The sequence below is a fragment of the Enterobacter nematophilus genome, from assembly GCF_026344075.1.
In the GTDB taxonomy this organism is placed as follows: Bacteria; Pseudomonadota; Gammaproteobacteria; order Enterobacterales; family Enterobacteriaceae; genus Enterobacter; species Enterobacter nematophilus.
In genome coordinates, this window is the sequence record NZ_JAPKNE010000007.1 from 154,052 (window position 1) to 172,719 (window position 18,668).

Here is an 18,668-nt window from a genome sequence, read left to right on the forward strand (position 1 = left end):
GAGAGAAAGCCATGAAACGAGCCGTGAACGCCCTACAAAATTTCGGAAAATCATTGTACGGACCGGTACTTATCTTACCGATTGTCGGTCTGTTTATCGCCTTTGGAAATGTGCTGGGCAACGGCAACCTGGCCGAATACTTGCCGTTCCTTGGCCATCCGCTTATCCAGAGTATCGGCCAGCTGATCGCCAAATCTGCCGTGTCGGTACTGGTCAACCTGGCGCTGGTGTTTGCCGTCGGGATCCCGATTGGCCTGGCGACGCGCGATAAAGGCTACGCGGCGCTGATTGGGTTGGTGACCTTCGTGGTGTTTATCAATGCCATGAACGTGACGCTACAGCTGCAGGGCGAACTGGCCCCTGCTGAGCAGATGAAAGCCGCCGGGCAAAGCATGGTGCTGGGCGTTCAGGTGCTGGAGATGGGCGTTTTCGCCGGGATCCTGACCGGGGCGCTCTCCGGTTATCTGTACAACAAATATTCCGGCGTACAGTTTAACGGCGCGATGGCGATTTACTCCGGCCACTGCTTTGTGGCGATTGTCATGTTGCCCGTCTCTATGCTGCTCGGCGTGGTAATGAGCGAACTCTGGCCGTTTGCCCAGCACGGCATTAGCGCGCTGGCGCTGGCCATTAAAGGTTCCGGCCCGTTCGGCGTAGCCATTTACGGTTTCCTTGAGCGCATTCTTGTGCCGACCGGCCTGCATCATCTGGTTTATACGCCGTTCCTCTATACCGAACTGGGCGGCACGCAGGAGGTGTGCGGCGCAACCTATCAGGGCGCGCGCAATATCTACTTCGCCGAGATGGCCTGCCCGGACGTGAAGCAGCTCAGCAGTACGGTAGTGTGGGACGCGCGCGGCATCAGCAAGATGTTCGGCCTGCCCGCCGCCGCGCTGGCGATGTACATGACCGCGAAGCCGGAGCGTAAAGCCGTTGCGAAAGCCATTCTGATCCCGGCGGCGCTGACCTCGCTGCTGGTCGGCGTGACCGAGCCGATTGAGTTCTCCTTCCTGTTCGTCGCCCCGCAGCTGTTCGTGGTGCATGCGGTACTGACCGGTATCGGCATGATGCTGTTCTCGCTGCTGGGCGTTCACGCCATCGGCGCCAACGGGATAATCGATTTCATTCTCTACAACCTGCCGCTCGGCACCGAGAAATCCAACTGGCCGATGTACATCGTGGTTGGGCTGATCATGTTTGCCCTCTACTTCGTGGTGTTCCGCTTCCTGATCCTGCGCTTCAACATGAAAACCCCGGGCCGTGAGGATGAAGATCGGGAGACACGCCTCTACAGCAAGCAGGAGTACCAGGCGAAAGGCAATAACGACGGGCTGGGCGAGTCCATCGTGGTGGGCCTGGGCGGCCGGGAAAATATTGAGGTTGTGGATAACTGCTACACCCGCTTACGCGTCACGGTGAAGGATGTCGCCATCATCGACGAGCCGCGCCTGAAGGCGACCGGCGCGAAAGGGGTTATCAAACAAGGTAATAACGTTCAGGTGGTCTACGGGCTGCACGTCAAAAAAATGCGAGAAGCCGTTGAGACGTTTCTCTGAAAGGAGCTAAAGATGTTTACACCCCCATTCATTCTGTCGATTGCCGGCGGCGGCAGCACCTACACGCCGGGTATAGTGAAAAGCCTGATGGTGCGCCTGCAGGATTTCCCGCTGGCCGAAATCCGCCTCTATGACATTGACGAGGCGCGTCAGAACACCATTGCGCCGGTGGTTGAGAAAGTGATTCGCGACCACAGCCAGAGCATCAAATTTACCGTCACCAGCGATCCGGAAGTGGCGTTCAGCGGCGCGCATTTCGTCTTCGCCCAGATGCGCGTCGGCCAGTACAAAATGCGCGAGCAGGATGAGAAGATCCCGCTGCGTCACGGCGTGGTCGGCCAGGAGACCTGCGGCCCCGGCGGGCTGGCCTACGGGCTGCGCACGATCCTGCCGATGGTGGAGCTTATCGATCTGGTGGATCGCTACGCGCATGCAAAAGCCTGGATCGTGAACTACTCCAACCCGGCGGCGATCGTCGCGGAGGGCGTGCGCCGCCTGCGCCCGAATGCCCGGGTGCTGAACATTTGCGATATGCCCGTCGCCGCGATGCGCAATATGGGGGCCATTCTGGGCGTGGATCGCCGCAGGCTGGAGGTGGACTACTTTGGCCTGAACCACTTCGGCTGGTTTACCCGCGTGCTGGTGGACGGCGAGGACAAGCTGCCGGAGCTGCGCAAGCATATCGCGAAGTTTGGCCTGCTGACGGAAGATGCGGCCAAAACCGATCCGCAGCACTCCGATCCATCGTGGGTTAAAACCTGGCGCAACATCAAGCCGATTATGGATAACTTCCCGGAGTACCTGCCGAACCCGTATTTGCAGTACTACCTGATGCCGAACCAGATTGTGGAGCATCAGAACCCGGACTATACCCGCGCCAATGAAGTGATGAACGGGCGTGAGAAAAAACTTTTTGCCGCTGCTGAAGAGTACAAGCGCACCGGGATTTTACCGGATGCCTTCCACGTGGGCGTTCACGGCGAGTTTATCGTCGATGTCGCCTGCTCGCTGGCCTTTAACCTGCGCCAACGACATCTGGTGATGGTGGAAAACCGCGGGGCGATAACCAATCTGCCGTACGATGCGGTGGTGGAAGTGCCCGCCTATATCACCTCCGAAGGGCCGGAGCCTGTGCGCGTGGGGCAGGTGCCGCTGTTCCATCAGACTCTGCTGCAACAGCAGCTGGCGTCTGAACAGCTGCTGGTAGAGGCGACCATCGAGGGCAGCTATGAGAAAGCGCTTCAGGCGTTCACCCTCAACCGCACCGTGCCGACCATGGAGCACGCGAAAGCGATTCTGGATGAGATGATTGAAGCCAACCGCGACTACTGGCCTGCGCTGCAAAAAGCCTGGCAGGATGGCGAACCGGTGAAAAAATAGGGGCTTGCTCGCGAGTTGAACGAGGTTTGCTTGTCGGTGTCAGAAAAAACACCGACAATCCTTTTTTACGGAAAAGAATGGAGGCAACCCATGTCCACCTCATATTTTGTCGCCGCCGACTGGCTGATTGAGCACGGCGACGATCCGGAAGTCCAGATCATTGACGCGCGTATGGCCCCGCCGGGCCAGGAACATCGAGACGTTCCAGGTGAATACCGCGAAGGGCATCTGCCTGGCGCGGTATTTTTTGATATCGAAGCCCTCTCCGATCATACCTCCCCCCTGCCGCACATGCTGCCGCGCCCGGAAGCGTTTTCCGTGGCGATGCGCGAGCTGGGCGTCAGCAAAGACAAACATCTTGTTGTTTACGATGAAGGTAACCTCTTCTCCGCGCCGCGCGCGTGGTGGATGCTGAAACAGTTTGGCGTGGAAAAAGTTTCGATTCTGGCGGGCGGTCTGGCGGGCTGGAAGCGCGACGAGCTGCCGCTCCAGCAGGGCGACGTGACGCTGCCGGAAGGCGAGTTCGACGCGACGTTCGACGCTAACGTGGTGAAACGCCTGACCGACGTGCTGGTCGCGAGCCATGAAAAAACGGCGCAAATCGTCGATGCCCGCCCCGCCCCGCGCTTTAATGCCGAAGCGGACGAGCCGCGTCCGGGACTGAAGCGCGGACATATCCCGGGGGCGCTGAACGTGCCGTGGGGCGACCTGGTGTTTGAGGGCGAGCTGAAAACCACCGACGAGCTGCGCGCCATTTTTGATCGTGCGGGCGTGGATTTACATCGTCCGATTATTGCCAGCTGCGGTTCCGGCGTAACCGCCTGCGTAGTGATTCTGGCGCTCGCCACGCTCGGCGCGAACGACGTCACGCTCTACGACGGCGCCTGGAGCGAATGGGGTGCGCGAGACGATCTGCCGGTTGAACCAACGAAATAATGGATAACCGCCTGGCCACGCTGTTAACGCGCGGGGCGTCGCTGACCCGCGCGGAGTATCGCGTCCTCGCCCACCTCACGGAGCATCCGCTGCTGGTGGGCAACATCACGGTGCGTGAGCTGGCGCAGGCGACGTTTGTTTCGACCGCCACCATTATGCGGCTGTGTCAGAAGCTGGGGTTCAGCGGCTTTAGCGAATTTATCTGGCACTGCAAGCAGCTGCTCTCCGACACGCCGCATATTGCCGCCGAGGCGCAATCCCTTCCTGAACTCCCGGCGCTGTTTAATCAGTTTATCGCCAACTATCAGCACACCTTCCAGTGGGTCACGCAGGAGAAGCGCCAGCAGTTTGCCGGGCTGCTGCGCCAGAAAGAGAGCTTTTTTCTCTACGGGGCCGGATTTTCCTATCTGTTTGCCGAGTACCTGACCAAGAAGCTGCAGGTGTTGGGCAAAACGGCGTTCATCTCCGGGCCGGGGGACAGCCGGAATATTTTCCTCAGCAACGCCGCCCGCTATCAGGTGTTTATCGCCGTTTCGCGAAGCGGCGAAACGGAGCAGGTGCTGGATAAAGCGCGGATTGCCAAAAACGTCGGCATGACGATCGTCGCCTTTACCCGCGCGTCGGCCAATACGCTGGCGGGGATGGCGGACGTGCATTTTGCTCTCTATGACGAAGCGGTGCACTTCGCCGCCGAAGCCGCGGGCGTGACGTCGTTTGAGTCGAATCTGGTGCTGCTGATGGATCTACTGCTGCTGGAAGCAACGGGGTGATATTCACCCCGCCGTAATCAGATGATGCGGTTAGTCTTGAGATCGCGCAGGAAGCCGCCCCAGCGACGCTCGTAGAACGGGGGGATGTGTTCGGTGATAAAGTGGCTGATGCCCTTTTCACCTTTCGTCACCTGACAGATATCGATCGGCTCATCGCCAGGCAGCGTGTCGGTGGCCACGCTTCCCGCCGCCTGAATGATGTCGTCGATATCGCCGTCGGCCTCAATCCCAATCAGCAGAACAGGCTTTTCGTCAGCGCTCTCTTTGATCGAGCAGAGGAACGCGCGTCTAACCGGTTTCAGGGTTTTGAACAGCGTGGTCAGCGAATCGATCATCTGCGCAGGCGGCTCGGCCACCTCAGACAGCAGCAGCGTTTCTCCCCCTTCCAGCACCTCCTGGGTGCTGAGCGGGTTACCCTCTTCACCGATCAGGTGGCTGATTTCACGCGGGGTGAACTCTTTCCCGGTTGGCAGCTTAGCGTTAAGGAACAGCGTCTGGCCCAGCGTCATTTCAAACAGGGTACGCACCGGCATCACCACGAACGCCTGTTCATCTTCTACCGCTTCCTGCAGCGCTTCCAGCGAGGTGAAGAACGGGATCACCGAGGTGCCGTCGTCTTTCTCCCAGTGCAGCAGATCCAGCGCGCTGTCTTCGACAACCTGCTCACCTTCCGCCGCGGTGCCCGGCACCCAGACGGTGGATTCCAGCAGCGTGCGGAAAAATGCCGGACGGTGGGCGGGCTCGGTCGCCGCCTGCTCCAGCAGGGTTTCTAATTCGTTTTTGGTTTCGGACATAGTTATTCCAGATGGTGCTTTTCCCCTCACCCTAACCCTCTCCCCAAAGGGGAGAGGGAATTTGAACACCCTCTCCCCTTTGGGGAGAGGGCTGGGGTGAGGGGCAACGATTACTCAGCCGTCAGCAGGTTCGCCACGGTACGCACGCCCAGACCGGTCGCGCCCGCGGACCACTGCTCAACTGCCGCTTTACGGTAGGTTGCGGAGCAGTCGATGTGCAGCCAGCCTTCGTGATAATTCTCAACGAAGTGCGACAGGAAGCCTGCTGCGGTGCTTGCCCCCGCCGGGTACGCCGCGCTCGCGGTGTTGTTCAGTTCGGCAAAGTTAGACGGCAGCTGGCTGCGGTGGAACTCGGCCAGAGGCAGACGCCAGAACGGTTCGTTTTCCGCAGCGGCGCTTGCCAGCAGGCGAGCGGCCAGCTTGTCGTCGAAGCTGAACAGCGCGTGGTAGTCGTTGCCCAGGGCGGTTTTCGCCGCGCCGGTCAGGGTCGCCATGTCGATAATCAGCTCTGGCTTCTGCGCGGAGGCGTCGATCAGGCCATCGGCCAGCACCAGACGGCCTTCGGCGTCGGTGTTCATCACCTCAACGTTTTTACCGTTGCGGTAGCGAATGATGTCGCCCAGCTTGAAGGCGTTGCCGCTCACCATGTTGTCCGCGCAGCACAGGTAGAGCTTCACGCGCTTGTTCAGACCGCGGGTGATGGCGAACGCCAGCGCGCCGGTGATGGTAGCCGCGCCGCCCATGTCGGACTTCATGGAGTCCATGAACGCGCTCTGCTTCAGGCTGTAGCCGCCGGTGTCAAAGGTGATGCCTTTACCCACCAGGCAGGCAAACACCGGAGCTTCTTTATCGCCGGTTGGGTTGTAATCCAGCGCCAGCAGGACCGGAGGACGCTCAGAACCGCGGCCCACGGTGTGGATGCCCATGTAGTTCTGCTCGCGCAGATCTTCACCTTTGGTGATACGGTAAGACATCTTGTCGCCCGCCACGCCGCACAGCAGGTCAACCGCGCGCTGCGCCAGCTGCTCAGGGCCTAACTCTTCCGCCGGGGCGTTGATGGTGTCGCGCACCCAGTCGATAATTTGCAGGCGGCTTTCCAGCTCTTTTTGACCGGCTTCGTCGAGGTTCGCCCACTCAATTTTGCGGGTGCCCTTCGGGCCTTTGTAGCCCGCCCAGAATGCCCAGCTGCGGTCGGTGTCCCAGCCTTCGCCTTCCAGGGACACATGCTTAATGCCCAGTCCATCAATTTTACGCGCCGCGCGCTGGATCAGACCTAAATCATCTTTGCCCGTCAGGTGCAGGGTAATACCGTCGTTGTTGATGCTGTACGTGGCTTTCTCGCCCCAGCGCGCGTCGGCTGGCTGCGTAGAGAGCGTAATCTTCATCGCTTCGGTCATTTTATTTATCCTTATTAGCAAACGGGCCGCCTGAAGGCAGCCCGTTAAGTGATTTACTCTGCTTCATCTAACCAGACTAACAGAATCGCCTCCAGAATTTTTTCATTGGATGCGTTTGGATCGTCGTCGAAATCCTCTAAATCGCAGATCCACTGGTGCATGTCGGTGAATCGTACGGTCTTCGGATCGAGATCCGGGTTCGCGTCGTAGAGCGCTTCGCCGATTTCGCGGCTGTCTGTCCACTTCAGTCCCATATTAATGCTCGCGTGCGTGGTTGATGGTATAGCGTGGGAATTCCACGACCAGATCTTCATCGGTCACCGCGGCCTGGCAGCTCAGGCGGCTGTCTGGCTCCAGACCCCATGCTTTATCCAGCATGTCGTCTTCGTCTTCGGTGCTCTCGGCGAGAGAGTCAAAACCTTCACGCACGATGCAGTGGCAGGTGGTGCAGGCACAGGATTTTTCACAGGCGTGTTCCACTTCGATACCTGCACGCAGGGCAACATCGAGAATGGTTTCACCGGTCTTCGCTTCCAGAACAGCGCCATCCGGACAGAGGTCCGCATGAGGCAAAATAACAATCTTTGGCATATTAAACCTCGTCCACGGACTGGCCTTTCAGCGCGACGCGGACAGATTTGTCCATGCGGCGAGCAGCGAAGTCCTGGGTTTGTTTATCAACGTTTTTAATGGCTTCTTCTATTGCGTCAGCGTCATTGCCTTCAGCGACCTCGCTTAAGTGCGCGGCAGCCTCGTCAATTACCTGACGCTCAGCGGCGCTTAACAGCGCGGCATCGGCAGCAAGCGCGCCGTTCAGGCTTTCCAGCACGCGGGCGGCTTCAACTTTTTGTTCAGCCAGCATACGCGCCTTCACATCCTGCTCGGCGTAGCTCATTGAGTCCTGAATCATGGAGGCGATTTCGCCATCGGTCAGGCCGTAGGACGGCTTCACCTGGATGGACGATTCCACGCCGGTGGATTTTTCCATCGCCGTGACGCTCAGCAGGCCGTCCGCATCCACCTGGAAAGTCACGCGAATATGCGCCCCGCCCGCAGGTAGCGCCGGAATGCCGCGCAGCGCAAAGCGCGCCAGAGAGCGGCAGTCCTGCACCAGCTCGCGTTCGCCCTGCATCACGTGGATGGACATCGCGGTCTGGCCGTCCTTAAAGGTAGTGAACTCCTGCGCGCGCGCCACCGGAATGGTGGTGTTACGCGGGATCACTTTCTCCACCAGGCCGCCCATGGTTTCTAAACCCAGCGACAGCGGGATGACGTCCAGCAGCAGCATTTCGCTGTCCGGCTTGTTGCCGACCAGAATATCGGCCTGGATCGCGGCGCCCACGGCGACCACTTTGTCCGGGTCGATGGAGGTCAGCGGCGTGCGGCCAAAGAATTCGCCCACGCGCTCGCGCACCAGCGGCACGCGGGTCGAACCGCCCACCATGACCACTTCCAGCACCTCGCTGGCCTCGACGCCCGCATCTTTCAATGCGCGACGGCAGGCCAGCAGGGTACGTTTCACCAGCGGGGCAATCAGATCGCTGAGCTGGTCGCGGGTGATGTCACCCTGCCAGCCTGCGACATTAACGGTAACCGCCTGCGCATCGCTCAGGGCGATTTTGGCGTCAATCGCCGCATCCAGCAGTTCACGCTGTACGCGGGTATCGCTGCGATCGCTGATGCCCGCCTGCTCGCGAATGTAATCCGCCAGCAGATGGTCGAAGTCATCGCCGCCCAGCGCGGAATCCCCGCCGGTCGCCAGGACTTCAAACACCCCGCGGCTTAAGCGCAGGATCGAGATATCAAAGGTGCCGCCGCCGAGGTCGTAAACCGCGATTACCCCTTCCTGACCGGAGTCGAGGCCGTAGGCAATCGCCGCCGCCGTCGGTTCGTTCAGCAGGCGCAGCACGTGCAGGCCCGCCAGACGCGCGGCGTCTTTGGTGCCCTGACGCTGTGCATCGTCAAAATAGGCCGGAACGGTGATCACCACGCCGTCCAGATCGCCGCCGAGCGTCGCTTTAGCACGCTCCGCCAGCGCTTTGAGGATGTCAGCGGAAACGCGAATCGGGTTCAGCAGGCCGGCCGCGGTCGCGATCATCGGCAGGCCGTTTTCACTGGCCTGCAGCTGATACGGCAGATGCGGATAGCGGGCCTGAATATCGGCCAGCGAGCGGCCCATCATGCGCTTGACGGAGCTGATGGTGTTGGCCGGATCGCGCGCGGCGTTGGCGCGGGCGTCATAGCCGACCGCGTACCCCTGCTGCTGGTAGTGAACCACGGAAGGCAGCAGATGGCGGCCCTGCTCGTCGGCCAGCGTTTCCGCCTGGCCGCTGCGCACGGTCGCCACGAGGGAATTGGTGGTGCCCAGATCGATACCCACCGCCAGTCGACGCTGGTGCGGTGCGGCACTTAAGCCAGGCTCACTAATTTGTAATAAGGCCATAATTGCTTCCGAAATTAAAAATCGAGCAGCTTTTCTTCGAGTTGTTCAGCGCTGCTTCGCAGTTTATCGAGAAAACGGAGTTTGCGCACAGTATCTGCCGCCACGTCCCAGGTCTCGTTGTTCAGTTGCTCCACCATCTGCTGATGGCGGGTATCGAACATGCCCTTCACGCGCTTGATGAAGCTTTCCAGACGCGCTTCGTCTTTGGCCTGTTCAATCTCGTCCAGCTCTTCGCGAAGCGTAAGCTGCTCCATCAGAAACGCCGTGTCGCGCACGGTGTGCTGCTCGCTCGCGAGATCAAAGCCGTGGAGCGAGAGCAGGTATTCTGCTCGCGCCAGCGGATGGCGCAGCGTCTGCCAGGCCTGATTGATGGTGGCAGAGTGGGAAACCGCAGCCAGCTGTTCTGCCTGCGTCCCGCTGGCGAATTTATCCGGATGATACTGACGCTGCAGATCCTGAAAGCGGACCGTCAGAGCCTGCAAATCGATCGGGTATTGAGCGGGTAGTCCGAAGAGAGTGAAGTAATCCATAACAATCTCAGGGGTAGCCTGTTAGAACAAACCCCACACACAGAGATCCTGCGGTGGGGTTTCGGATGACGCGCGGTTAAACGTGGAAGCTTTCGCCGCAACCACACTCGTCTTTGACGTTCGGGTTCGTGAATTTGAACCCTTCATTCAGGCCTTCTTTTACGAAGTCCAGCTGAGTGCCGTTGAGGAATTGCAGGCTTTTGCCATCGACCACCACCTTCACGCCCTTGTCTTCAAACACGGTGTCGTCAGACGCCGGCTCGTCAACAAACTCCAGTACGTAAGCCATACCAGAACAGCCGGAGGTACGTACGCCCAGTCGCAGGCCAAAGCCTTTACCACGGTTCGCCAGAAAAGAGCTTACTCGCGCGGCAGCGCTGTCGCTAAGGGTAATCGACATACTCAAACCTCAATTATTTTGCTTCACGTTTGCTTTTATAATCCGCAATGGCGGCTTTGATCGCGTCTTCTGCCAGAATTGAACAGTGAATTTTCACCGGCGGCAGTTCGAGTTCTTCAGCAATATCCGTGTTTTTGATTGCCTGTGCTTCGTCCAGAGACTTGCCCTTCACCCATTCGGTGACCAGGGAGCTGGACGCAATTGCAGAACCGCAGCCGTAGGTCTTGAAGCGCGCGTCTTCAATGATACCTTCATTGTTGACTTTAATCTGCAACTTCATCACGTCGCCACACGCCGGTGCGCCAACCATGCCGCTACCGACAGATTCGTCGCTGTTGTCAAAAGAGCCAACGTTGCGCGGGTTCTCGTAATGATCGATAACTTTTTCGCTGTATGCCATGATTGAATTCTCCTTATGTACCGATTAGTGATGTGACCATTCAATGCTGTTCAGATCCACGCCCTGCTTAAACATTTCCCACAGTGGAGAAAGATCGCGCAGACGGCCTATGGAGTTACGAACCAGCTTGATGGTGTAGTCAATCTCTTCTTCGGTAGTGAAACGACCTAAAGAGAAACGGATAGAGCTGTGTGCCAGCTCGTCGGTCATGCCCAGCGCGCGCAGCACGTAGGATGGCTCCAGGCTTGCAGACGTACAGGCAGAACCGGAAGAAACGGCCAGGTCTTTCAGCGCCATGATCAGCGATTCGCCTTCAACATAGTTGAAGCTGACGTTGAGGATGTTCGGCGCGCCCTGCTCGAGATCGCCGTTCAGATATACTTCTTCCATATCTTTCACGCCGTCCCACAGACGGTTACGCAGCGTGCGCAGGCGCGCCATCTCGGTTTCCATCTCTTCTTTTGCAATGCGGTACGCTTCGCCCATGCCCACGATCTGATGAACAGGCAGCGTACCGGAACGCATGCCGCGCTCGTGACCGCCGCCGTGCATCTGTGCTTCGATGCGGATACGCGGTTTACGACGAACGTACAGCGCGCCGATCCCTTTCGGGCCATAGATTTTGTGGCCGGAGAAGGACATCAGGTCGACTTTCAGCTGGCTCAGGTCGATAGGCAGTTTGCCCACGCTCTGGGTCGCATCCACGTGGTAGATGATACCGCGCGCGCGGCACATTTCGCCGATGGTCGCGATGTCCTGAACGACGCCGATTTCGTTGTTAACGTGCATGATGGAGACCAGAATGGTGTCATCACGCATGGCTGCTTCGAGCTCTTTCAGGTCAATAATACCGTTGCTCTGTGGCGCCAGGTAAGTCACTTCAAACCCTTCACGCTCCAGCTGACGGCAGGTGTCCAGCACGGCTTTGTGTTCGGTTTTGCTGGTGATGATGTGCTTGCCTTTTTTCTGATAAAAGTTGGCTGCACCTTTGATCGCCAGGTTGTCGGATTCGGTCGCACCGGAGGTGAAAACAATCTCACGCGGGTCGGCACCCACCAGGTCAGCAATCTGATTACGGGCGATATCCACCGCCTCTTCAGCATGCCAGCCAAAACGGTGTGAACGGGAAGCTGGGTTACCAAAGTTTCCGTCCAGGGTCAGACACTGCATCATTTTCTCGGCAACACGCGGGTCCACCGGCGTGGTTGCGGAGTAGTCGAGATAAATCGGTAATTTCATTGCTCTATAAACTCCGTACATCGCTTCAATGCAAGGAATCAGGCAACCGGCTGGATGTACGACCGAGTACGCGGGGTGTTATCACCCCGGCCTGATTCTGAAATACTTATCGTTTTATTACGCGCGTAATTTGACGTCGATAGCGTCCTGCGCGCGGGTGCTACGTTGTGAATCATGGCTGTGCTGACGGCCTGATACGTCCAGAACTTCCTGGTTATTGACCAGCTCACCGAGGGTGATGTTGTTCAGGAAGCCGGTCAGACGGTCGCTCAAATCGCGCCACAGCGCGTGGGTCAGGCACTTATCGCCGCCCTGGCAGCCGCCTTTACCCTGGCAACGGGTCGCGTCAACGGATTCGTCAACGGCGCTAATCACTTCGCCAACCGCAATACTGCCCGCGTCTTTCCCCAGCAGATAACCGCCGCCCGGGCCACGAACGCTGGAAACCAGTCCATTTTTACGCAGTCTGGAGAACAGCTGTTCCAGGTAAGAGAGGGAGATCCCTTGTCGTTCAGAAATATCAGCCAACGGAACCGGGCCCGCTTCGGAGTTGAGCGCAACGTCCAGCATCGCGGTCACGGCATAACGCCCTTTAGATGTCAGTCTCATGTCTTACTTAACCTCAAACTCGCCCCTGCCCGGGGTTTTTTATTGTAAAATGGGGGTATTGCATAGCAGGGCCAAGTCTGACATTCCTGACTAAAATGGTCAACTATTTACTTGACTGTTTTAGTCAGGTATTTAACCTTCCGTGCCGTTTTGCCTGGGTGCGGCCTGATGCCCTCACCCCGTCCCTCTCCCACAGGGAGAGGGAGAAAACAAAGCGGCACTACTCTTTATTCTTCTGCTCAATCGACGCAAGAATTCCGCGCAGGATATTCAGCTCCTGGCTTTCCGGGCGCGCGCGGGTGAACATGCGGCGCAGCTTGTTCATTACCTGGCCCGGGTGACCTTCACGGATGAAGCCGGTCGCGAGCAGCGTCTGCTCCAGGTGACCGTAGAAACGCTCCAGGTCGTCCACCAGCGGATAGGCCGTCTCTTCTTTCGGTTCTGCCTGCTTCTCCTGCGTCGCCAGCCACGCCATACGCACTTCGTAGGCGATAACCTGCACTGCCATCGCCAGGTTCAGCGAGCTGTATTCCGGGTTGGCGGCAATCGCCACGTGGTAGTGGCACTTCTGCAGTTCGTCGTTGGTCAGGCCAACGCGCTCGCGGCCAAACACCAGCGCAACTGGCGCCTGCTCTGCTTCTGAGACGCTTTTCAGGCCGCATTCACGCGGGTCCAGCATCGGCCACGGCAGCGTGCGTGAGCGCGCGCTGGTGCCCACAACAAGGCTGCAGCCGGCCAGCGCTTCGTCGAGGGTATCGACGATCTGCGCGTTGCCAATCACGTCGCTGGCCCCGGCCGCCAGAGCGATGGCCTGGGAATCGGGCTTCACCAGCGGGTTAACCAGCCACAGGTTCGTTAAGCCCATGGTTTTCATAGCGCGGGCAACGGAGCCCATGTTGCCGGTGTGCGATGTTTCGACCAGCACGATTCGAATGTTTTGCAGCATAATTTTTAGATGTCTGGATTCAGTGTCTGAAGAATATTCGGGCATATTATCATAAACGGGAGACATAATCCGATCCCGCTGCTATACTCTGCGCCGATTTTCCTGTTCTTTAACATCCAGTGAGAGAGACCGATGCATCCGATGCTGACCATCGCCGTGCGCGCAGCGCGCAAGGCGGGTAACGTAATTGCCAAACACTACGAAACGCCAGACTCCGTAGAAACCAGCCAGAAAGGCAGCAATGATTTCGTGACTAACGTCGATAAAGCCGCAGAAGCGATTATTATCGAAACGATCCGTAAATCTTACCCGCAGCACACCATCATCACCGAAGAAAGCGGTGAACATGAAGGTACCGATCAGGATGTTCAATGGGTTATCGATCCACTGGATGGCACCACCAACTTCGTCAAACGCCTGCCACACTTCTCTGTGTCAATCGCAGTACGCATCAAAGGCCGTACTGAAGTCGCCGTTGTTTACGATCCAATGCGTAACGAACTGTTCACTGCTACCCGTGGCCAGGGCGCACAGCTGAACGGCTACCGTCTGCGCTGCAGCAATGCACGCGACCTGGACGGCACCATCCTGGCGACCGGCTTCCCGTTCAAGGCGAAGCAGCACGCAACCACCTATATGAATATTCTGGGCAAGCTGTTCACCGAATGCGCGGACTTCCGTCGCACCGGCTCCGCTGCGCTGGATCTGGCCTACGTTGCCACCGGCCGCGTTGACGGTTACTTCGAACTGTCACTGAAGCCGTGGGACTTTGCTGCGGGCGAGCTGATCGCGCGTGAAGCCGGCGCGATTGTTTGCGACTTCACCGGCGGCCACAACTACATGACCACCGGCAACATCGTTGCGGGTAACCCACGCGTTGTTAAAGCCATGCTGGCCAACATGCGTGACGAGCTGAGCGATGCGCTGAAGCGTTAATCCCCTCACCCCAGCCCTCTCCCCAAAGGGGAGAGGGTGTTAAACGGCACCGTACTCATCCACATCGTCACCGCCGCCACCAGCAGAATCACTCCCCCCGCCAGCGCGAGCGTTGTCCATCCTACCTGCCGCCACAGTACCGGCGTTTTATTGCCGCTGAGTTTTACCGCCAGCTGACGGAAGCTGTGTACCAGCAGGGCTAAAGATGAAATGGTGAGGGACGTTCCCGCCGCCATCGCCAGCGCCGAGAGCATTCCCCAGCCGAACACGCCAATCACCTTACTGAACAGCAGCACCATAATAGCCCCCGAGCACGGGCGCATGCCCATCGAGAGAACGATCATCAGCCGCGCGCGCCAGTCGTCACCGCTCTGTAATTGTTCCTGCGTCGGCAGATGCTGATGCCCGCAGCCGCAGTGTTCATCATGCACGTGGTGCGGCGTAAAGGTTTTGAATTTGGGCTTTTGCAGCAGCGCGCGCAGCTTTTTCAGCGCCCGCCAGCAGAGGATCAGCCCCAGCACGCCGACCAGCGCATAGCTCCCCTTCTCCAGCCAGAAGCTGCTCAGGTGCAGCTGGCGCGCGGGAAGCTGTAATAGCGATAGCACAACCACGACGAGCGCAATTGCCACGCCCCCCTGAAGCAGCGAAGAGGCCAGCGTCAGGCCAATGCTCGATTTCAGCTTCGACGGGTGGGTCGCAAGCCAGGTGGTGATAACGATTTTACCGTGCCCCGGACCCAGCGCGTGCAGCACGCCGTAGATAAAGCTGAACGCCAGCAGGGAACCGCCCGCTTTGGTCGGGTTCTCCGCCACCGCCTTCAGCAGCCCGCTCATCTGCTGGTTGACCTCACGCTGCCAGATGATGCTTTTCATCATCACCTGCGGCCAGGCCTGCCACAGCCAGAGCGAACCGCCGAAGGCTAACAGTAAAAAGAGCGCCAGCGGCCAGAGGTGCAGCCAGCGGCGCGGTTTTCGTACCGAAGAGGAGATCACTGACATTGTAACGTCACCTTCTGCGCAAACTGTTTACCCAACTCCATGTCCTCCGGTGGCGCATCTTCTTTATCGAGGGAGACCGCAAAATTCAGCGTCTCTTCGCTGGGCTTTGGAGTGTGGACCGCAATTTTGCAGGTTTTTTGCAACGACGCAGGAAGCTGAACGTCGCGCTCTTCGGCATAGCTCATGTCGACGTAGTACGTTGGATCAAAGGTGGAAAACGTATAGGTTTGTCCTGCCAGCGGCTGCGGGTGCGCCAGCGGCAGCACGAACGTCAGCACCGCCTGATGCCCGTCGCGGGACATGCCGTATTCTGTCGGGCGATTGAGGAACTTCACCTTTTGTCCGTTATGCCAGAACTCGGTGAAGTAGTGCTGCCCGAGCACGTTGGCCATCACTTCCGCCGCCAGCTTTTTCCAGATTTCGTCGCCGGGCTTCGCGTTGCCCGCATCGTAAAGCAGATCCGCCGAGGTGATTTCATCCATCGTCCAGCGCATTTTCAGGCCGCTCAGCTGCGTGCCGTCGGTGACCAGCTCGGTTTTCAGGCTGATAAAACTGTGAGGATGTGCGCTGGCGGTGAAGGTGATAACCGCCAAAAATACCGCCATCGCATTTTGTTTAACTGTCTGCATCAATTCCTCACGTCAAAAATTCTGTGATGTTCCCCAGCAATCCTGAGTGAAAGGCCTGCCGGCGCGCTTTTCAGCGCCCATCCTTTAGCTATTCTTATCAAACATTCACACTGGATACCCGACAGATGATGACGACGCTTGAAATTCCATCTGTGCTTTCCAGTTCGCAGCGCCGCTGCCAGGTGCTTTTAATGCTTTACCTGCCCGATGCTGCCGTCACCGCACAGAGCATAATCGCTGCCAACGGCGTGGACGACGTCATGGCACGGCAAGATATAGCCGAGACGCGCGATGAAATCCAGCGCTATCACCGGCTGGATATCGTCACGCACCACGACGGCAGCTACCGAATTGAAGGCACTGCCCTGAATCAGCGTTTATGTCTGCTGCACTGGCTGCGCAGGGCGCTCCGCCTTTGCCCGCAGTTTGTCTCGCACCAGTTTACCCCGGCCTTAAAAACCGCGCTTAAACAGCACGGCATCGCGCGGCCGCTTTACGACGATGCGAACCTGCGGGCGCTGATCGGCTTCTGCTCGCGCAAGCTGCAGCGTCAGTTTGAATGCCGGGACGTCCAGTTCTTACAGCTCTATTTACAATACTGCCTCATCCAGCACCACTTAGGGAATACGCCGCAGTTTTCCCACGCCCAGCGCAGCTGGACCCAGTCGCGGGGAGAGTATTTTACGGCACAGGAAATTGTCCGTCACTGGAAGCGGCGCGTGCCGCAGGGCGCGCACGTGGACGAGCAGCTGTTTCTGGCGCTGCTGTTTATGATGCTCCGCACGCCCGATCCGGTGCTCGATAAGCACCAGCAGGATCAGCGTTTGCGCCGCGCCATTGTGCGCATGGTGGCCCGTTTTCGCTCCCAGACCGGGATGAACTTCAGCGACGAGCAGGGGCTGACCGATCAGCTGTATATCCATCTGGCTCAGGCGCTGGACCGCTCGCTGTTTGAGATTGGCATCGACAATAGCCTGCCCGAGGAAATTCACCGTCTCTATCCCCGGCTGCTGCGCACCACGAAAGAGGCACTCTTTGAGCTGGAGGCGGAGTTTGGCCTGCGTTTTTCCGATGAAGAGATGGCGCTGGTAGCGGTTATTTTCGGTGCCTGGCTGATGCAGGAGACCGATCTGCATGAAAAACAGGTGGTGCTGCTGACCGGGGAGGATAAATCCTGTGAGGAGGTGATTGAACAGCAGCTGCGCGAACTAACCCTGCTGCCGCTCAACATTCGCTATCTGACGCTGCAGGCGTTCCAGAAAGAGGGGGCACCGCGCGAAGCCGCGCTGGTTGTCACCCCCTATCCTACCGCGCTGCCGCTGTTCTCGCCGCCGCTGATCCACGCGGTTGAATCACTGAACGCGCAGCAGCGGGAACATATTCGCGCCATGCTGGAATCGTAGCTACGCCCGCGCGGCCACTTTAGGTCGAACAAACATCGCCGGAAGCGCCACCAGCGCCATGACCCAGAACACGCCGTGTCCCAGATGCTGGTAGAGGAAGCCCGCAAAGACCGTCATCACCGCAATGCTGCCGCCCATCGCCACCGCCGAGTAGACCGCCTGCAGACGTATCACGTCCCCGCCCTCGCGCGCCGCGATATAGCGCATCGCCGCCAGGTGGCACACGGTGAAGGTACCGCAGTGAAGAATCTGCGCAACAATCAGCCACGGCAGTTCGGTCGTCCAGCCCATAATGCCCCAGCGCGCCACGCCGCAGACGGCGGAAAGCAGCAGCAGGTCGCGCGCGCCGAAGCGGCGAAAGAGCTTTTTACTAAGCGCAAAGATGATCACTTCCGCAACCACGCCGAGCGACCACAGGTAACCGACCGCAGAGGCAGAGTAGCCCGCCCCCTGCCAGTAGATTGCGCTGAATCCATAATAGGCCGCATGCGCCCCCTGAAGCAGGCAGACGCACGCCAGAAAACGCCAGCTCTGGGCCACCAGGCTCCGCCAGGCGGGCCAGCCCGCGCTCTCCTGATGGCGACTCTCCCCTTGCGGCATCACCGACGGGCGCAGCAGCATTCCCAGCAGCATCGAGGCTATCCCGATACTGAGCAGAGCCAGAATCGCGCGGTAGTCGTAAAGGCTGACCAGTTTCCCCACCAGCGCCGAGCCGATCACGAAGGCAATCGAGCCCCACAGGCGCACGCGGCCATAGTCCATGGTGATCTGCTTTTGCCAGGTGTTTGCCAGGGCATCCGTCAGGGGTACCAGCGGCGAGAAGAACAGGTTAAAACCGACCATCACCACCATCAGCCAGGCAAACTGGTGGCTGACCCAGAAGCAGGCCGCAAAGACCAGCGTCAGCAGCGCCAGAATACGCACCGCTTTAATCAATAGAGAGGGATCGCTGACGCGGGGTGCAATCAACAGGCTACCCAGGAAACGAGCCACCAGCCCCGCGCCCAGCAGGATGCCGATGGTTTCTGGCGTCAAACCAATTCCCTTGAGCCAGACGCTCCAGAAAGGCAGAAAAATACCGTAGCTAAAGAAGTAGGTGAAGTAGCTGAGCGCCAGCCAGCGCGTGGAATGCAAGACCATGAATCCCTCCCGAAATGGAGGCCATAGTCTGGCGAGAATATAAAAATTAAGCAAGTAGATAGCCTGCTATAAATTAACGAAAAATTAACATGTTGCGCAGTCGTCTGGCTTATGGCGGGGAATGAAAATGTGTATTACGTTTAAATTACTCCACTTGCAGAG

Annotated in this window: 20 protein-coding genes; 6 read left to right on the forward strand and 14 right to left on the reverse strand. The window is 58.5% G+C overall.

The genetic code is table 11. The features are described from left to right. Positions 1-11 precede the first annotated feature (11 nt). From OSH03_RS17545 to OSH03_RS17560, 4 genes are all read left to right on the forward strand, one after another. Positions 12-1,556: a PTS transporter subunit EIIC gene (locus tag OSH03_RS17545; RefSeq protein WP_266179703.1), complete on the forward strand. Its 1,545-nt coding sequence runs from the start codon at positions 12-14 to the stop codon at positions 1,554-1,556. Positions 1,557-1,568: 12 nt separating this feature from the next. Next, entirely contained in the window at positions 1,569-2,936 is a 1,368-nt protein-coding gene (locus OSH03_RS17550) for a 6-phospho-alpha-glucosidase (protein ID WP_266179704.1), read from the forward strand. Between the two features lie 90 nt (positions 2,937-3,026). Beyond that, positions 3,027-3,872 carry a 3-mercaptopyruvate sulfurtransferase gene (sseA, locus tag OSH03_RS17555; protein WP_253542961.1) on the forward strand — a complete coding sequence of 282 codons (846 nt, stop codon included), beginning with the start codon at positions 3,027-3,029 and terminating at the stop codon, positions 3,870-3,872. Then, the gene (locus tag OSH03_RS17560) at positions 3,872-4,642 is read left to right on the forward strand and encodes a MurR/RpiR family transcriptional regulator (protein ID WP_151414110.1); all 771 of its coding nucleotides are present in this window, start codon (positions 3,872-3,874) and stop codon (positions 4,640-4,642) included. The genes sseA and OSH03_RS17560 overlap by 1 nt, the downstream gene beginning before the upstream one ends. 17 nt (positions 4,643-4,659) lie before the next feature. Here the strand turns inward: OSH03_RS17560 and sseB are convergent, their stop codons facing one another. From sseB to trmJ, 11 genes are all read right to left on the reverse strand, one after another. Next, complete coding sequence (gene sseB / locus OSH03_RS17565) at positions 4,660-5,436, reverse strand: enhanced serine sensitivity protein SseB (RefSeq protein WP_151414111.1); 777 nt, start codon at positions 5,434-5,436, stop codon at positions 4,660-4,662. 110 nt (positions 5,437-5,546) lie between these two features. Continuing rightward, positions 5,547-6,833 (reverse strand): aminopeptidase PepB, encoded by a 1,287-nt coding sequence (gene pepB, locus OSH03_RS17570; RefSeq protein ID WP_061097387.1) that lies wholly within the window; start codon positions 6,831-6,833, stop codon positions 5,547-5,549. Between the two features lie 53 nt (positions 6,834-6,886). Beyond that, complete coding sequence (iscX, locus tag OSH03_RS17575; RefSeq protein ID WP_003860650.1) at positions 6,887-7,087, reverse strand: Fe-S cluster assembly protein IscX; 201 nt, start codon at positions 7,085-7,087, stop codon at positions 6,887-6,889. A 1-nt stretch (position 7,088) separates the two neighbouring features. Then, positions 7,089-7,424: an ISC system 2Fe-2S type ferredoxin gene (gene fdx / locus OSH03_RS17580; RefSeq protein WP_003860652.1), complete on the reverse strand. Its 336-nt coding sequence runs from the start codon at positions 7,422-7,424 to the stop codon at positions 7,089-7,091. A 1-nt stretch (position 7,425) separates the two neighbouring features. Beyond that, positions 7,426-9,276, reverse strand: a complete 1,851-nt coding sequence (gene hscA / locus OSH03_RS17585) for a Fe-S protein assembly chaperone HscA (RefSeq protein WP_266179705.1) — start codon at positions 9,274-9,276, stop codon at positions 7,426-7,428. A 14-nt stretch (positions 9,277-9,290) separates the two neighbouring features. Beyond that, complete coding sequence (gene hscB / locus OSH03_RS17590; protein ID WP_061097385.1) at positions 9,291-9,806, reverse strand: co-chaperone HscB; 516 nt, start codon at positions 9,804-9,806, stop codon at positions 9,291-9,293. A 76-nt stretch (positions 9,807-9,882) separates the two neighbouring features. Further along, positions 9,883-10,206: an iron-sulfur cluster assembly protein IscA gene (gene iscA, locus OSH03_RS17595; protein ID WP_003860659.1), complete on the reverse strand. Its 324-nt coding sequence runs from the start codon at positions 10,204-10,206 to the stop codon at positions 9,883-9,885. Between the two features lie 13 nt (positions 10,207-10,219). After that, positions 10,220-10,606, reverse strand: coding sequence for a Fe-S cluster assembly scaffold IscU (iscU, locus tag OSH03_RS17600; RefSeq protein WP_003860661.1), 387 nt, complete (start codon positions 10,604-10,606; stop codon positions 10,220-10,222). A gap of 24 nt (positions 10,607-10,630) precedes the next feature. Next, on the reverse strand, positions 10,631-11,845 hold the full coding sequence (gene iscS, locus OSH03_RS17605) for a cysteine desulfurase (RefSeq protein ID WP_003860663.1): 1,215 nt from the start codon (positions 11,843-11,845) through the stop codon (positions 10,631-10,633). 117 nt (positions 11,846-11,962) lie between these two features. Continuing rightward, positions 11,963-12,454: a Fe-S cluster assembly transcriptional regulator IscR gene (iscR, locus tag OSH03_RS17610; protein WP_008502158.1), complete on the reverse strand. Its 492-nt coding sequence runs from the start codon at positions 12,452-12,454 to the stop codon at positions 11,963-11,965. A 220-nt stretch (positions 12,455-12,674) separates the two neighbouring features. Beyond that, positions 12,675-13,400 (reverse strand): tRNA (cytosine(32)/uridine(32)-2'-O)-methyltransferase TrmJ, encoded by a 726-nt coding sequence (gene trmJ, locus OSH03_RS17615; RefSeq protein ID WP_028014076.1) that lies wholly within the window; start codon positions 13,398-13,400, stop codon positions 12,675-12,677. A 132-nt stretch (positions 13,401-13,532) separates the two neighbouring features. On the opposite strand from trmJ, the gene suhB reads away from it, so the two are divergent. Next, a complete protein-coding gene (gene suhB / locus OSH03_RS17620) occupies positions 13,533-14,336 on the forward strand; it encodes an inositol-1-monophosphatase (RefSeq protein WP_028014077.1) in 804 nt (267 codons plus the stop codon). Between the two features lie 5 nt (positions 14,337-14,341). On the opposite strand, the gene OSH03_RS17625 is transcribed toward suhB, so the two are convergent. After that, complete coding sequence (locus tag OSH03_RS17625; RefSeq protein WP_266179706.1) at positions 14,342-15,334, reverse strand: nickel/cobalt transporter; 993 nt, start codon at positions 15,332-15,334, stop codon at positions 14,342-14,344. Continuing rightward, positions 15,325-15,963 (reverse strand): DUF1007 family protein, encoded by a 639-nt coding sequence (locus OSH03_RS17630; RefSeq protein ID WP_061097383.1) that lies wholly within the window; start codon positions 15,961-15,963, stop codon positions 15,325-15,327. Before OSH03_RS17630 ends, OSH03_RS17625 begins: the two co-directional genes overlap by 10 nt. A gap of 125 nt (positions 15,964-16,088) precedes the next feature. Between OSH03_RS17630 and csiE the strand changes: the two genes are divergently transcribed. Beyond that, entirely contained in the window at positions 16,089-17,366 is a 1,278-nt protein-coding gene (gene csiE, locus OSH03_RS17635; protein WP_151414114.1) for a stationary phase inducible protein CsiE, read from the forward strand. On the opposite strand, the gene OSH03_RS17640 is transcribed toward csiE, so the two are convergent. Further along, on the reverse strand, positions 17,367-18,506 hold the full coding sequence (locus tag OSH03_RS17640) for a 3-phenylpropionate MFS transporter (protein ID WP_048960048.1): 1,140 nt from the start codon (positions 18,504-18,506) through the stop codon (positions 17,367-17,369). Positions 18,507-18,668 lie beyond the last annotated feature (162 nt).

Excerpts from the sequence above, each read along its gene's own strand:
- OSH03_RS17545 (WP_266179703.1), top strand. The coding sequence starts at position 12 with ATGAAACGAGCCGTGAACGCCCTACAAAATTTCGGAAAATCATTGTAC.
- iscX (WP_003860650.1), bottom strand. The coding sequence starts at position 7,087 with ATGGGACTGAAGTGGACAGACAGCCGCGAAATCGGCGAAGCGCTCTAC.
- hscB (WP_061097385.1), bottom strand. The coding sequence starts at position 9,806 with ATGGATTACTTCACTCTCTTCGGACTACCCGCTCAATACCCGATCGAT.
- suhB (WP_028014077.1), top strand. The coding sequence starts at position 13,533 with ATGCATCCGATGCTGACCATCGCCGTGCGCGCAGCGCGCAAGGCGGGT.
- OSH03_RS17550 (WP_266179704.1), top strand. The coding sequence starts at position 1,569 with ATGTTTACACCCCCATTCATTCTGTCGATTGCCGGCGGCGGCAGCACC.
- pepB (WP_061097387.1), bottom strand. The coding sequence starts at position 6,833 with ATGACCGAAGCGATGAAGATTACGCTCTCTACGCAGCCAGCCGACGCG.
- iscA (WP_003860659.1), bottom strand. The coding sequence starts at position 10,206 with ATGTCGATTACCCTTAGCGACAGCGCTGCCGCGCGAGTAAGCTCTTTT.
- OSH03_RS17630 (WP_061097383.1), bottom strand. The coding sequence starts at position 15,963 with ATGCAGACAGTTAAACAAAATGCGATGGCGGTATTTTTGGCGGTTATC.
- sseA (WP_253542961.1), top strand. The coding sequence starts at position 3,027 with ATGTCCACCTCATATTTTGTCGCCGCCGACTGGCTGATTGAGCACGGC.
- iscR (WP_008502158.1), bottom strand. The coding sequence starts at position 12,454 with ATGAGACTGACATCTAAAGGGCGTTATGCCGTGACCGCGATGCTGGAC.
- sseB (WP_151414111.1), bottom strand. The coding sequence starts at position 5,436 with ATGTCCGAAACCAAAAACGAATTAGAAACCCTGCTGGAGCAGGCGGCG.
- trmJ (WP_028014076.1), bottom strand. The coding sequence starts at position 13,400 with ATGCTGCAAAACATTCGAATCGTGCTGGTCGAAACATCGCACACCGGC.
- OSH03_RS17560 (WP_151414110.1), top strand. The coding sequence starts at position 3,872 with ATGGATAACCGCCTGGCCACGCTGTTAACGCGCGGGGCGTCGCTGACC.
- csiE (WP_151414114.1), top strand. The coding sequence starts at position 16,089 with ATGATGACGACGCTTGAAATTCCATCTGTGCTTTCCAGTTCGCAGCGC.
- OSH03_RS17640 (WP_048960048.1), bottom strand. The coding sequence starts at position 18,506 with ATGGTCTTGCATTCCACGCGCTGGCTGGCGCTCAGCTACTTCACCTAC.
- OSH03_RS17625 (WP_266179706.1), bottom strand. The coding sequence starts at position 15,334 with ATGTCAGTGATCTCCTCTTCGGTACGAAAACCGCGCCGCTGGCTGCAC.
- iscS (WP_003860663.1), bottom strand. The coding sequence starts at position 11,845 with ATGAAATTACCGATTTATCTCGACTACTCCGCAACCACGCCGGTGGAC.
- fdx (WP_003860652.1), bottom strand. The coding sequence starts at position 7,424 with ATGCCAAAGATTGTTATTTTGCCTCATGCGGACCTCTGTCCGGATGGC.
- hscA (WP_266179705.1), bottom strand. The coding sequence starts at position 9,276 with ATGGCCTTATTACAAATTAGTGAGCCTGGCTTAAGTGCCGCACCGCAC.
- iscU (WP_003860661.1), bottom strand. The coding sequence starts at position 10,606 with ATGGCATACAGCGAAAAAGTTATCGATCATTACGAGAACCCGCGCAAC.